The following is a 13,827-nucleotide window of genomic DNA, read 5'->3' on the forward strand; positions in this document are numbered from 1 at the left end:
CGTTACAGGAGGAGCGCTGCCGGTTGTTCGAGTGTTACGCGAAGGTGCTGAACGAACCGGGCGGCCTCGGCGCCGTAGAGGATTCGATGATCGCTGGAGAGCGTGACTGACATCAGCGATCCGACCGTGAGCTCGCCGTCACGGACGATCGGGGCCTCGCGCACGGCTCCGATCGCGAGAATCGCCGCCTGGGGCGGCGTGACGACGGCAGTGAAGCGCGTCACTCCGAACATCCCGAGGTTCGAGACGGTGAACGTCGCTCCCGATAGCTGACCGGGCTCGATCGTGGCGTCCTTGATCCTGTCGATGAGCGAACGCGCGGTGCGAGCGATCTCGCCCAGGGACCTCTGATCAGCGTCGAAGACGACCGGCGCGAACAAGTCGTCGCTGATCGACACCGCGAAGGCGACGTTGACGCTGTTATGCAGGCTGATGGCCATATCACCGTCCATCGAGCTGTTCGCCCGCGGAAAGGCTCTCAATGCGAGTGCCGCGGCCTTGATCACCATGTCGTTGTAGGACGGAACGGGATCGCGATTGAGAGTGAGCATCTGCTCTCGCAGTGCGCGACAGGCGGTCATGTCGACTTCGGCCTCTACGCTGAAGTCGGGGATGGTCGTGTTCGACTCGACCATGCGCCGCGAGACGAGCTGACGCCGGCAACTCATCGGCTCCGTACGCGCTCGCGCTGAGTCCGCCGGAGAACTCCGCTTGAGCGCTGAAGCGTTGGTCACAGCATCCTCGACCCGCGCGGGAGACCCACGTTGGGCGACCCCGAATGCCACGGCGTCCACATCGCGTTTGAGGATCCGGCCCCTCGGACCGCTGCCCTCGACCGTATCGAGGTTGATTCCCGACGATGCTGCGAGGCGCCGGGCGACAGGACTTGCTTCCCGCCGTCCTCGTGCCTGGGGCACGGGCAACTCCATCTCGGCCGCACCATCGGAAACCAGAGCCGGCGCCGGCCCGCGGACACCGATCGTCGCGACCGCGGCGCCCACAGCGACCGTTTCACCCTCCTGCACGAGAGTGACGAGCGTTCCGCTCGCGTCAGCCTGTAGGACGCTGACTGCCTTGTCGGTCTCCACCTCAACGAGGTCGTCTCCGACCTCGACGCTATCCCCGTCCTTCCGCAACCACGCCGTGATTACCGCCGAGGTTGTGTGCTCGGCCAGAGCCGGAAGGATGAAGTCAGACATCGGGGTTCGCCGGTCCGCTACCGACAACCGATCGGACCGCGTTCACGATGTCGTCGTAGCCGGGAAGCACCTCCCGCTCCAGATCCTTCTGGTACGGCATCGGAATTGACGGTGCGCCAACACGAACCACCGGCGCGTCGAGGTCCCAGAAGGCCCGTTCGCCGATCTGGGCCGCGACCTCACCCCCGTAGCCCCCGAAGGTCACCGCTTCGTGTGCGACAACAGCTCGGCTGGTCTTAGCCACCGACTCCAGAATGGAGTCGATGTCAAGCGGCGCCAGAGTGCGTGGGTCGATCACCTCGACGCTGATCCCGTCCCGGGCGAGCTCCCGCGCGGCGCGGACCGCCGCCGGAACCATGCTGCCGATTGCCACGACGGTCACGTCGTCCCCCCCGCGCACGACATGCGACTTCCCGAGCTCGATCGCGTAACGCTCGACGGGAACCGGTTCGGGCTGGAGGACGAAGAGCCCCTTGGGCTCGAGAAAGATCGTCGGCCGGTCGTCCTGGATCGCCGCGGCCAGCAGGCCCTTGGCGTCATACGGGCTCGAGGGCATGACGACCACCAGCCCGGGAAAGTGCGCGAACACGCCCTCAAGACTCTGGGAGTGCTGAGCGCCGAGACGCATGCCACCGCCGGAGGGCATCCGGATGACGAGCGGGAGCGATTGATCGCCTCCCACCATGAACGGGAGCTTTGCGGCCTGGTTGACGATCTGGTCGAACGCGACGGCGGAAAAGTCCGAGAACTGGATTTCGACGATTGGCCGCAGGCCGGTGAGTGCGGCACCGACCCCGGCCCCAAGGAAACCGGTCTCCGACAGCGGCGTATCGCGGATTCGAGCCGCACCAAAGCGTTCATACAAGCCCGCCGTGACGCGGTATAGGCCCCCAACCCGTCCGATGTCCTCGCCCATGATGAACGTCCGGGTGTCGGCCTCGAGTTCATGCTCGAGCGCCTCCCGCAACGCGTCGTTGAACCCGATCGTACGGTCACCCGTGGGCGGCGGTGCGGGGTGCTGGAGAACCGTCGAGCTCATGGCCGCTCGGACACTGTCCATCGTCGTGTCGGGGGCGGCGAACGCCGTTTGGACCGCAGCCGCGACGAGCGCCTTGACGTCGGAGAAGATCTCGGCGTCCACTTCATCGGTGAGCGCTCCCCGCTCGCGCAGCATTCGGCCGAGGCGCTCGATCGGATCGTTGGCCTCCCACAATGCCACGATCGCCGGATCCCGCACGTCCGGCAGGTTGCTGCGCATCGAGTGCTGCATCCGCCGGAAGGTCTTCATCTCCAGCAGCGTCGGACCGCTCCCCCCGCGGGCCTGCTCAATAGCCTCGGCTGCGGCCGACGAGACGGCTTGGACGTCGTTGCCGTCGACGATCTCCGCGGGGATGCCGTAGCCCCTGCCCCAGGTGGCGATGTCTTCCACGGCCCGAGTCGAACGCCAGTCAACCGAGAGCGAGAACTGGTTGTTCTCGCACACGAAGACAACCGGAAGCTTCCAGGTGGCCGCCAGGTTCAGTGCCTCGTGCGCGGCCCCTTCACCTGCTGCGCCGTCACCGAAGAACGCCACCGCTACGGCGTTGCTGCCGGTCAGCTTGGCCCCTAGCGCCGCTCCGCACGCATGCGGCAGGCCCGCCGCCAGGATGCCGTTGGAGCCGACGATACCGAGACTCGGCGCAGCGATGTGCATGGACCCGCCAAGCCCCCGGCAGTATCCGTTCTCCTTGCCAAACATCTCGGCCATCATTCGGCCGATGTCCGCGCCGCGCGCGATCAGATGACCATGGGAGCGGTGGTTCCCAACGAGAAAGTCGCCGGGCGCCATCGCCGCGCACGTGCCGACGGCCACCGCCTCTTGGCCGATGCAACTGTGTGCGGTGCCCGTGATCGAACCGCTGACGAACAGGTTCGTGGTCTCGGTCTCAAACTCGCGGATGAGCTGCATCTGGCGGTACCAGTCCAGCAGCCGTACCTTGTCGCCGACGTTCGGATTGCTGAGCGTGCTCACGTCCCTGCCTCGCTGTGCCTCAGCGCACCGGCTGTTCGCGCGGCGGGGCGTACTTACCAAGCTCCAGACGGCCGAGCATGTGGCGGTGTACCTCATCTGGTCCGTCGAGGATCCTGAGCGCGCGCTGCCAGGCGTACATCCCCGCGAGGGGGAAGTCCTGACTCAGACCCCCGCCGCCGTGCAACTGAATCGCGCGGTCGACCACCCGGCAGGCCATGGCCGGCACAGCGATCTTGATCGCCGCGATCTGCCCCCGCGCCACGCGATTGTCATAGCGATCCATCAGCCAGGCAGCGTGAAGGGTCAGCAGGCGCGCCTGATCGATCTCGATCCGGCTGTCGGCGATCCACTCTCGAATCACGCCCTTTTCAGCCAACGGGCCCCCGAATGCCGAGCGGGCATGAGCACGGCGGCACATCAGCTCTAGTGCCCGCTCGGCCGCACCGATCGAGCGCATACAGTGGTGAATGCGGCCCGGCCCCAGGCGCGACTGAGCGATCGCGAAGCCGGACCCCTCCTCCCCCAACAAGCTCTCGCGCGGCACGCGGACGTCGGTGAAGACCATCTCGCAGTGGCCCTCCTGGTCGTTGTAGCCGAACACGAGGAGGTCGCGGGCGACCGTCACACCCGGAGTGTCCATCGGGACGAGGATCATGCTCTGCTGCCGGTGGGTGGGTGCCTCCAAGTCGGTCTTGCCCATCACGATCGCCACCTTGGCGGAAGCCCGGGCGGCGCCGGAAATCCACCACTTGCGCCCGTTGATGACGTAGTCGTCACCGTCGGCGTCGATGCGGCACTCAACGTTAGTGGCATCGGAGCTGGCCACGGCAGGCTCGGTCATCGCAAACACGGAGCGAATCTCGCCAGCCATCAACGGAGCGAGCCACCGCCGTTTCTGCTCATCGCTGCCGAAGCGGCTGAGGATCTCCATGTTGCCAGAGTCCGGTGAGTTGCAGTTGAACACCTCGGGCGCAATCGGGCTACGGCCGGTCACCTCGGCGACCGGCGCGTAGTCGAGGTTGCTCAGCCCTCCACCCCACTCGCTCTTCTCCGGCAGGAACAAGTTCCAGAGATCGCGTTGACGCGCGGCCGCCTTGAGGTCGTTCATGACCGGCGGCTCGAAGTGAGGATCGCCCGAAGCCGCCAGCTGCGCGTGGTAGACCGACTCGGCGGGATAGACCCATTCCTCCATGAAGGCGGTCAGCTTGTCCCGGAGCTCCTGGGCTCGGTTGCTCAGTTCAAAGTCCATTCGTGGCTCCTCAGGTCGTCGGGACCGGCTGGCTTCCCAGCCGGGTTCGCACTTCTGCCAGCCCGTCGAGCTGGCCAGCGTCCGGCCCCAGGGGGGTCAGGACATAAGCATCGATCCGATCGATGTGGGCGGCCTGCTCGGCAATCCTGGCGGCAACATCCTCGGCGCTGCCGATGAGATAGGTCGCCTGGGCCTCCTCCCAGCTGCCGTCGAAGAAACCGTCGAGCGCCGCGCGGCAGTTGGCCTCATCGGCGGCATCCTCGATCACGTAGACCCAGTCGGAGTAGACGAAGTCGATGTCCCTGCGCCCGCGTCCGGCGGCGTGCGCAGCCTCGAGCACGCGCTCCCAGGCGCGGCCGAGCACGACCGGTTCGAGCCGTCGCTTGCCTGACGCCGAGTAGACAAGCGGCACGTAGCCGTCAGCGAGGCGCCCGATCCGATCCAACGGCCGCCGTGCTGATTCGGGCACATCACCGGACCAGTCGAGCTTGCTGCCTGGTGAAAAGGAGGCCATCCACACCGGCGGCCCGCCCGGCTGCACCGGCAGGGGCGACAGAGCAACGTCATCGAAGGCCCAGGTGCCCGCGTGGCTGACGCACTCGCCCCGCCACAGAGCACGACACAGGGACAGCGACTCCTCGAAGCGCCGCCCGCGTTCGCTGCGCGGCAGTTCCAGAGCCGCGAACTCGGCGTCGTTCCAACCCAGGCCCGCGCCGAGGATCAGCCGGCCGTCAGAGATCACGTCAAGGGTCGACAGGGTCTTGGCCATCTGGATCGGATGGCGGTAGGGCAGGACCAACACAAGCGGACCGAGGAGCAGACGCTCGGTATCGCCCGCCAGAGCGGCAAGCGTCGTGGTGACCTCGAGCATCGACGCGCCATACACGATGCTCGTCGAATGCTCGGACCCACGGGCCGAGGCGAGCATCCGGTCGCCGAGGAACAGGCCGTCAAAGCCCAGTTCCTCCGCCCGGCGGGCCCAATTGCGGATGCCAGCGAACAGGCCGCCGCTGTGAGGGGCTGTCCAGCCGGGCGGGCGCACGCAGACCAGCGGGATGCCCGGGTTCCGCCGGGGCAGCTCGACGTCGAGCAGGGCCGAGATCGCCGTCTTCTGCCAGTGCATGCCGGCCTTCATTGAGGAGTAGATCCCCTCACCGAGAATTCCGGGCACAACGAACTTCAGCGCCCACAAGCCCGGCAGCTCATAGCGCGTCACAGCGGAGGCGCCGAGGGCCCGCATGACCGCGGTGTCCGTGAGCTCCCGGGCGATCAGCTCATAGGCGACGGCGTCACGAGCGACGACGGAGAGGTCGAGCGTCGGACCCTTGTCCCCCGCCCGGCCGATGGCGATGTCTCCGACCCTCATGCCGCCTGCCCCCAGACGACCTCGGTCCGCACGCGGTCGCGGTCGATCAGGCCGTCGACCACCTCAATCCTCGGACGGCGCTCTGATCGCATGCCACCGCCCGAAGACGGCCCGCTCAGGGTCAGCGCGAACACTTCGTCCTCGACGGCGAGCGCCATCTCGTCTGAGTCACACACGGCCGAGACGTGGGCGCGTGCCTCCGGCGGCGGGTGCCGGATCAGGCGGGAGGAACCGCCGAGCAGGGAGTCCTGGCCGACAATATCGACCCCGAAGCGGGAGATCCCGAGGCGCTCCATGCGCAGGCTCAGGGTCTCGGCGGCGATGCGGGCGCGCCGTAGTGCCCCGGTGCCGGCGAATCCGATCTCCACGTCCGCCACCGCACCGGGCTGGATGCTGAAGCCAGACACCTTGAGGCTGTCCGGGACACCCAGGTGCCGTGCGCCGCTCACGCGCACGCGGTCGCGTCCGATCTGGTCGAAGCTGACCCCTGAGAAGTCGACGATTGCGTCAGGGGTCAGGTAGCGGGCCGGATCGTGGACCTCATAGAGCAGCTGGAGAGTGCAGGTCATGCGGTCAATGCGACCACCGGTCCCCGGCAGCTTGGAGATCTCCGCACTGCCGTCCGATGACACGCTGGCAATCGGGAAACCCAGCTCGGCGAACTCCGCAGCGGTCGGCGGCGGCTCGCCGGGGGCTTCGAAGTTGCCGCCGGTCACCTGGCCCGAGCACTCGAGCAGGTGTCCCACCGCCAGCGCACCGGCCAGCGCGTCGGGGCTGCCGTCCAGGTCGGCATAGGCGGGGCCGGCGAACAGTGCAGCGTCGGCGGCCCGCCCAGTGATCACGACGTCGGCTCCCTCGGCCAGAGCCTTGGCGATTGACTCCAGGCCGATGTATGCGTGGGCTCCCAGCCACGTTCCTCCGGCGGGTCGGCTCCAGATGACGTCATCGGCGATCGCGGCGACGTCATCGCCGAGTACCGCTGCCACCTTGAGAGGGCGCAAGCCGAGCTCGCGGGCGAGCTCGGCGATCGCGCGGGCAGCCCCAGCGGGATTGGCCGCGCCAAGGTTGCTCACCAGCTTGCAGCCGTCGGCCACCGCGGGGAGCAGTGGCGTCAGGCGCCGACGGAGGCGGCGGTCGTACCCCAGCTCTGGGTTCACGGCCCGGAGTTGGAGGCCGTTGACGATCGTGCGCTCGGCCAGGCACTCCAGCGACAGGCAATCGACGAGGCCTGATTCCGCCAGCGCCACCGCGGGATCGATGCGATCTCCCGCGAATCCCGCACCGCAGGCGACGACAGTCATCGCTGAGGCCGGCCCGCCGGCCTCATGCCTGACCGCCCGATGGTTTCGCTGTGGGCTCGTTCACCATTAGTGTGGGCGTCGCCGCCTGGGGCACCTCATCGACCATCTGTGCACCTCCAGCCGAGGGCGTGACGTCGGCCGAAGCCTGCCGGTTGCCGAACCGGTTGCGCAGCGAGCGCAGCGGGTTGAGGCCATGGGCGTGGGTGAGCGAGACCGCGGTGATCAGCAGCAGTCCCTCGAAGATGCTCGGGGTCCAGGCCGGCGCGCCGACGATGAGCAGGCCGACGTCACCGGTGCCGAGCAGCAGCACTGCAACCACGGTGCCCCACGGGTTGAAGCGTCCGCCGCGGAACTGTGTTGCGCCGAGAAAGGCGGCGGCGAAGGCAGGCAGCAGGTAGGCCGGCCCCACAGTGGGGTCGCCCGCGCCGAGGGAGGCGGCCTCACACACGCCGGCGAGGCCCGCGAACAGCGAGGAGCCGAGCAGGGTCGCCATGCGCAGGCGGTCGACGTTGACACCGCCGAGGCGCGCAACCTCGGTCTCATATCCGGTTGCGTAGAGCCGCCGGCCGACGGCCGTCTTCTCCATCAGGTAGGCGAGCAGAAGCATTCCCACCAGCATCAGACCGACGGGCAGGGTCATACCCAGCACGCTCTTGATGCCGAAGTCAACCTGGAACGAGCCGTTGACGTTCTGGGTGATGACGTTGTCCCCGGCAATCGCGGTCACCACTGCGGTGATGATGGAGCCGGTAGCGAGGGTGCCGATGAAGGAATCGACCTTCATCCCGATGACGACGATGATGTTCACTCCGCCGGCCAGCAGGGCGGCGACAAGCCCGGCGAGCAGAGCGAGAAACGGGTTCGCGCTGACGTGAGCGAGAAACCAGGCAGAGCCGATCCCCGACAGTCCAGCGATGGCGCCGACTGACAGGTCATACAGGCCCGCCGCCAAGGGCAGAATGAGACCTAGCGCGACAAGTCCGGTCACCGCGTATTCGTTGAGCACCTGCTTGACGGTGCCGTAATTGAAGAAGGTTGCCGGCTGGAGAATCGCAAACAACACGATCAGGGCGATCCACACGTAGATCGCGCCAATGACACGCACGCTGAGCTTGGATTTGAGTTGATTTGGAAGTTTCACAGCACTTTACCTTTCTCGGCGTGAGAACAGCGAGACGCAACGAGCTTCGCTCCCACCGCGGCCCGATCTTGGATCAACCAGACTACTGTGGGCGAGCCTATTGCCGGTGGTGACTGGTGCAACTGGTTTGTCATTACTGGTTCAGCTCCAACTGAACATAACGGCGACAGAGTCCAGCAAGCTTTCTTGAGGCCAGTCCCATTTTGTGTTATCGGCGCAGGCATTACCCGGCGGTGACGGTATTGGAGCTGGGCACCACCGTCGAATCGGTGGCGGGGGAGCCCTCGACCATTGCCAGCAGCAGAGAAGTCTCGGTGATCTCGTCGGTTCCGCGGATCAGCTCACGGATGACGCGTCCTTCGTTCAACACGATCACCCGGTCGGCAAGCGCCAGCGCATCATCCAGCTCGGATGTCGAGAACAGCAGAGAGCCACCCTCGGCTACATAGGTGCGCAGGGTGTCGAACAGCATCGCCACCGCGCCAACGTCGACACCGGCGATCGGCTCGTCGATGAGCATCGCTTGAGGGCCGATCGACAGCCATTTGGCGATGATCAGCTTCTGTTTGTTGCCGCCGCTGAGGTAGCGGGAGCCGTAGTCGGTGTCGTCGGGCTTGATGTCAAAGCGCCTGATCCACTCTCGGGCCTTAGCCCGTTCACGCTGCTTGTTGATGAAGCTTCCTCTACCGCTGAGCTCCTCAAGTGAGACGAGCGTCAAATTCTCTCGGAGGGAGAAGTCGTTGATCAGCGTCCCGGGCAAACGGTTGCCCGGCGCCAACGCCACTCTGTGTTGGCGTGCGACCTTCGGAGAGATCTTGGATACCGGGCTGCCCCCCACCATCATCGAGTCAAAGCCGATCGGGATCGCACCCGCCAAGGCATAGGTGATCTCCTCGCGGCCCGATCCGGCGAGCCCAACAACAGCAACGCATTCACCCTTGTGGAGGGTAAGGTCGACACCGTGCAGCGAGATCGAGGTCAGATTCTTAACGTCGACGACCGGCGCCGCTGACGCGCTGTGGTGGCGGCGCTCGACCACCTTGGCGGACTCGCGCTCGGCCGCGGCGGTCTCGGCGCCGAGCATCGCCTCGACGAGCATCGACCGGGTCGCCGTCTGGCAATCAAAGGTGCCGATGTGGTATCCGTCACGGAGGACGTGAACGCCCGAGCACAGGTTGAGGACATCCTTGAGGTGATGGGAGATGAACAGGGCGCCGATGCCAGCACCGACCATCGTGTTGACGACCCGGAACAGCTGCTCGGCCTCAGCGGCCTCGAGCGTGGTGGTCGGCTCGTCGAGCACGATGAAACGGGCTGCATCTTCTGAGCTGGCGTCGCCCGGACGCGCGCGCACCGCCCGGGCGATGGCGATCAGGCTCCGCTCGACGGCAGCCAGTTTCGAGATCGGCTTATTCGGCGGCACCGGGCAATCGAGCAGGTCATAGACGTCCTCCATCCGGCGACGCTGCTCCTTCCAGTCGACGCTCCCGACCCTGGTCTGGGAGTAGGTCCCGCCGATCCCGAAGTTCTCTACCGGGGTGAACTCCGGAATGAGACCGAGGTCTTGGTGGACGAAGCGCAGGCCAAGACGGGCGGCGGTGACGGGGGAGTCAACCCGCTCGCCCCCCAGCCAGGCCGATCCCCAAACAGGCTTGTGGTAGCCGGCGATGATCCGCACGAGCGTGGACTTGCCTGAGCCGTTGTGGCCGATGAGGCCGGTGACGGTCGCGGCCGGGAAGGTCATGCTCACGTCATGGAGGACGTTGCGGCCAGCGAAGGCCATCGTTACGTGGTCGATGATGATTCCGCTGTCCACTGCGGATGTTGCGGCCGATGTCGTGGTTGTGGCGGTGGGATCAGCCATTGAGGATCAACCTTGTCTCGAGGAACACGCCGAGGCCCTTCACGCCGCCTGCCAACCCGGGGCCTGCCTGCTGGGGGCAAACGGTCTCGGGCGAACGCTGTGGCGGCACGATGTGTGACTAATGTCGCAGTCCGCACGCGAACTTTCAGGTTTGCGGAGGTCGTCCACTGTAGGTCGCTACAAGCCGAAACCGAGCGTCCCGTCGGGAGCTCCGCTGAGGAACCCGGCTTCCCTGTGGCCAGGCACAGGCTCGACCGACGGTTCACGGGACCCCGGTGGGCGCCGGAGTTCGTTGTTGACGTCCCTCGGATAACGGGACGGGTCGAGCTCCAGCCCGTACCGCTCAGCGGACGGATAACGCTCGGCGATCAAGCGCTTCTCCTCCTCGATGTCCTGGCGCATCTCGGCCGGACTGGGAACTCCGGCCCGCCCGCTGACGATCGCCGCCACCCAGCGCGACTGCACGTCCATCATGCGAATGTTCGCGCCGCCGCTGACGTTGAAGAAGCCCACGAAGTAGAGCCCGGGTCGGTTGGGGTGAATGACACGCTTGTACGCCTCCACGCGCCGGCCGACGACGGGCGACACGTCAGGCTCCAGAAACGGCAGGTCGATCTCATACCCCGTCGCGGCAATCAGGACGTCGACCTCGTCGGTGCGCCCATCCTCGAACGTGACGGTCTTGCCGTGGATCGAGCGGATTCCCGGCCTGATCCCGATCCGGTCATAGAAGACGTGGGCCATGAAGGTTGGGTGCCCAGCGGGATGGGTCCGCGTCCGCGGTGCACGCATCCCCCACTGCTCCATGCGGCCGTGCGCGATCCACGCCAGCGTCCGCATCCATGTCCGCTGCACGGGCCAGGGAACCCAGGGCTTGTTCAGCTTGGCCAACAGGCGTGACGCCGGCACCCCGAACAACATCCGCGGCATGATCAGAACCGGGGAACGCACCGCCACCAGACACCGTTCCGTGACGGTGCAGAGGTCGGCGGCGATGTCTAGGCCGCTGTTGCCGACGCCGACCACAAGCACGCGCTTCCCGGCGAAGGTTGCGGGTTCGCGGTAGGTGAAGGAGTGGTGATACTCCCCGGCGAAGTCCGGGGCGAAGGGCGGATGAGCCGGGGCCGCCTGGTGGCCGCTGGCGATGACGACAGCATCAAAGTCCTCGACGCCAGCCGCCGTCACGACCGTCCACCCTCCCCCGACCCGGGGCGAAACGGCGGTGACCGACGTGCGGAAGCGAATCCGCTCATAAACGCCGAAGTGCCGCGCGTAGGACTCGAGGTAGGCGGCGACCTCACGATGACCGGGATACAGCGACGCTCCCGGCGGAAAGGGAAAGTCCGGGTAGCTGGTGATCTTGGCCTCTGAATTGATCCGTAACGAGCCATAGGCAACGCTGCGCCCGTTGTCGTTGTTGTAGACCCACAGGCCTCCGACCCGTGATCCAATCTCAAAAACGACGACATCGACTCCGCTCGCGAGCAGGTGCTTGGCCGCGCACAGGCCGCCGGCGCCGGCACCCACAACCGCCGCCCTTCGTTGATTCGAACCCATGCGATGACCGTAGGCCCGCCGCTCCGGCCCTGTCAAGGTCTAGCGCCTGGCTCATGAAACCATTCTCCAGCGGTTCTTACAACTTGTACGTCCACTGGTAGACGTGGCCGTTCGTTCTGGTCATTAGGCGGCGAGTACGAGCCCGGGTTTGTGTTGGCTGATCTTGGCCAGGATGCGGTCGAGGTCAGCCCGGGTGAAGGTCCAGTCAAACGGGCGTGCGATCTGGCGGTAGTGCTCCTCGAAGGTGGTGATGCGGGCCTGGAGGGCGCTGAGGTCGGTGAAGTCGTTGGGGGTCAGTGCTTTGCGTTGGAGGATCGAGAAGTAGATCTCGATCTGGTTCAGCCACGAGGCGTGGATCGGGAGATGGATCAGCCGCAGGTTCGGCCACTGGCTTTGGAGGCGGTCGATGCTGGCTTGTCCGTTGTGGCTGGAGCCGTGGTCCACGATCCAGAACACGCGACGTGCGGAGGTGTAGGGCTCTTGACTCATCACCTGTTCCACGAGACGGCCGAACGGTTCGATCCCGGTCTTCTCTTCACAGCGTCCGTAGATCCGGGCGTGGTGGACGTCCCAGGCGGCGAGATAAGCCAGGGTGCCGCCACGTCGGTAATCGAACTCGCGTCGCAACGCACGCCCCGGTCCCGGCGCGAGGCTTGGGTGCCGGCGATGGAGCGCTTGGAGCTGGGACTTCTCATCGGCGCTGATCACCAGCTCATCCGGGCACAAGCGTTTGCCGTCAAAGACGCGGGCGTAGAGATCGAGAACGCGGTGAGCTTTCTCGGCGAAGTTCTTGTCGCGAACAAACAGCCAGGATCGGGTCTGCCACGGTTTGATGGCGTCCTCAGACAGCCACCGCCAGATCGTGGTCGCCGACGCGTCCGTCACGCCGCGCTCGATGACGAGACGGTGCAGCTCAGCGCGGGAGAAGCGCCCCAGCGGCAGACCGTGCTCGATCGGCAGCTGACAGGCGATCGCCTTGACCTCGGCGACCTGCTCCGGGGGGAAAACGCCGCGGCCGACCCGGCCGCGGTTGATCAACCAGACCCTCAAGGCGATGTTCGGCAAATCTTCGCCGCCACCGGCCGACCAGCCCGGCTGTGGTGTCCAGCCGCGCAGCGATCTCGGTGTCCGCCAGTCCGTTAGCGGCGTGCAACACGATCCGTGCTCGCTGCACATCCTGAAACGGAAGCTTCTCCGCCCGTGCGACACGCTCAAGCTCGCGACGCTCTACGTCGCTGAGTTCGATCTGGTGACGGGGCCGCCGGGCCATCACCTCAGAATTCAACCCGCGCGGCCGGACTCCTTCACATAATTCCGCCCAATACTTCCGGCCACGTCTACTAGCTCCCCAGAGCCAAATACCCGCCGTCGACCGGGTAGTAGGCGCCGGTGGTGAACGAAGCCGCGTCGCTCACCAGCCATGAAACGAGCGCGGCCACCTCCTGGGGCTGACCGAGCCGTTTCAAGGGTGCGTGATCGCCGAGGGCCTGCAGCCTCTCCGCGGAGTGTCGCCCCAGCAGTAGTGACGTCCCGATAAATCCGGGGCCGACCGCGTTGACGCGGATGTTGTCCTCCCCATGGTCGACGGCGGCCCCCAGCGTGAGCCCGATCACCGCATGCTTCGCAGCGGCGTAGGGCGCCGATCCCAACCGGGCAATGCGACCCAGCACCGACGAGATGTTGACGATCGCACCGCCCCCATGGTCTCGCATCGACCTACACTCCGCTCGTAGGCAGTGGAAGACGCCGGCGAGGTTGACGGACATCAGTCTCGCCCAGTCTTCGTCGGGCACGTCAGCCAGTACCCGGAACGGCAGCGCGATGCCCGCGTTGTTGACGGCGATCTTCACTGGGCCGAGTTCCTCTTCGATCTGCGCGAAGCCGATCTCGACACTCTCGCAGTCAGTGACGTCGATCGGCCACGACGTCGCACGCCCGCCGGTGTCAGTGATGCGAGCCGCGACCGCTTTGGCCGCTGACTCAGAGACATCGGTCACGGCCACGACCGCTCCGCGCTGGGCAAGGCCCAGCGCGCAGGCCTCTCCGATTCCAGAGCCCGCACCGGTGATGAATGCGACCCGGCCGTTAAGTTCACTGTCGCTCGCCACTGTCTCAACCCTCATTCGTCGTGGTGTACAC

General features: G+C 66.2%; 12 protein-coding genes. 1 reads left to right on the plus strand and 11 read right to left on the minus strand.

Annotated elements, in window-relative coordinates; genetic code table 11:
* Positions 1-2: 2 nt before the first annotated feature.
* From M3M55_RS16810 to M3M55_RS17715, 10 genes are all read right to left on the minus strand, one after another.
* Positions 3-1,199: a dihydrolipoamide acetyltransferase family protein gene (locus M3M55_RS16810; protein WP_249010658.1), complete on the minus strand. Its 1,197-nt coding sequence runs from the start codon at positions 1,197-1,199 to the stop codon at positions 3-5.
* The gene (locus M3M55_RS16815) at positions 1,192-3,210 is read right to left on the minus strand and encodes a pyruvate dehydrogenase complex E1 component subunit beta (protein ID WP_249010659.1); all 2,019 of its coding nucleotides are present in this window, start codon (positions 3,208-3,210) and stop codon (positions 1,192-1,194) included. The genes M3M55_RS16810 and M3M55_RS16815 overlap by 8 nt, the downstream gene beginning before the upstream one ends.
* 19 nt (positions 3,211-3,229) lie before the next feature.
* On the minus strand, positions 3,230-4,459 hold the full coding sequence (locus M3M55_RS16820; protein ID WP_249010660.1) for an acyl-CoA dehydrogenase family protein: 1,230 nt from the start codon (positions 4,457-4,459) through the stop codon (positions 3,230-3,232).
* 10 nt (positions 4,460-4,469) lie between these two features.
* A complete protein-coding gene (locus M3M55_RS16825; protein ID WP_249010661.1) occupies positions 4,470-5,825 on the minus strand; it encodes an LLM class flavin-dependent oxidoreductase in 1,356 nt (451 codons plus the stop codon).
* A complete protein-coding gene (locus M3M55_RS16830; RefSeq protein WP_256469023.1) occupies positions 5,822-7,126 on the minus strand; it encodes an acyclic terpene utilization AtuA family protein in 1,305 nt (434 codons plus the stop codon). Before M3M55_RS16830 ends, M3M55_RS16825 begins: the two co-directional genes overlap by 4 nt.
* 22 nt (positions 7,127-7,148) lie before the next feature.
* Positions 7,149-8,267 (minus strand): ABC transporter permease, encoded by a 1,119-nt coding sequence (locus tag M3M55_RS16835; RefSeq protein WP_249010663.1) that lies wholly within the window; start codon positions 8,265-8,267, stop codon positions 7,149-7,151.
* Positions 8,268-8,490: 223 nt separating this feature from the next.
* Positions 8,491-10,131 carry a sugar ABC transporter ATP-binding protein gene (locus M3M55_RS16840; protein WP_249010664.1) on the minus strand — a complete coding sequence of 547 codons (1,641 nt, stop codon included), beginning with the start codon at positions 10,129-10,131 and terminating at the stop codon, positions 8,491-8,493.
* A gap of 177 nt (positions 10,132-10,308) precedes the next feature.
* Positions 10,309-11,688 carry an NAD(P)/FAD-dependent oxidoreductase gene (locus tag M3M55_RS16845; RefSeq protein WP_256469024.1) on the minus strand — a complete coding sequence of 460 codons (1,380 nt, stop codon included), beginning with the start codon at positions 11,686-11,688 and terminating at the stop codon, positions 10,309-10,311.
* A gap of 123 nt (positions 11,689-11,811) precedes the next feature.
* The gene (locus M3M55_RS16850; RefSeq protein ID WP_371878779.1) at positions 11,812-12,660 is read right to left on the minus strand and encodes an IS630 family transposase; all 849 of its coding nucleotides are present in this window, start codon (positions 12,658-12,660) and stop codon (positions 11,812-11,814) included.
* Entirely contained in the window at positions 12,602-12,823 is a 222-nt protein-coding gene (locus M3M55_RS17715) for a helix-turn-helix domain-containing protein (RefSeq protein ID WP_371878780.1), read from the minus strand. The genes M3M55_RS16850 and M3M55_RS17715 overlap by 59 nt, the downstream gene beginning before the upstream one ends.
* Between M3M55_RS17715 and M3M55_RS16855 the strand changes: the two genes are divergently transcribed.
* Positions 12,719-13,000, plus strand: a complete 282-nt coding sequence (locus tag M3M55_RS16855; RefSeq protein ID WP_249010667.1) for a hypothetical protein — start codon at positions 12,719-12,721, stop codon at positions 12,998-13,000. The genes M3M55_RS17715 and M3M55_RS16855 overlap by 105 nt on opposite strands.
* A 28-nt stretch (positions 13,001-13,028) precedes the next feature.
* Here M3M55_RS16855 and M3M55_RS16860 read toward each other — a convergent pair whose 3' ends face one another.
* A complete protein-coding gene (locus M3M55_RS16860) occupies positions 13,029-13,796 on the minus strand; it encodes an SDR family NAD(P)-dependent oxidoreductase (protein ID WP_249010668.1) in 768 nt (255 codons plus the stop codon).
* Positions 13,797-13,827 lie beyond the last annotated feature (31 nt).

Source organism: Conexibacter sp. DBS9H8 (assembly GCF_023330685.1).
Classification (GTDB): domain Bacteria; phylum Actinomycetota; class Thermoleophilia; order Solirubrobacterales; family Solirubrobacteraceae; genus Palsa-465.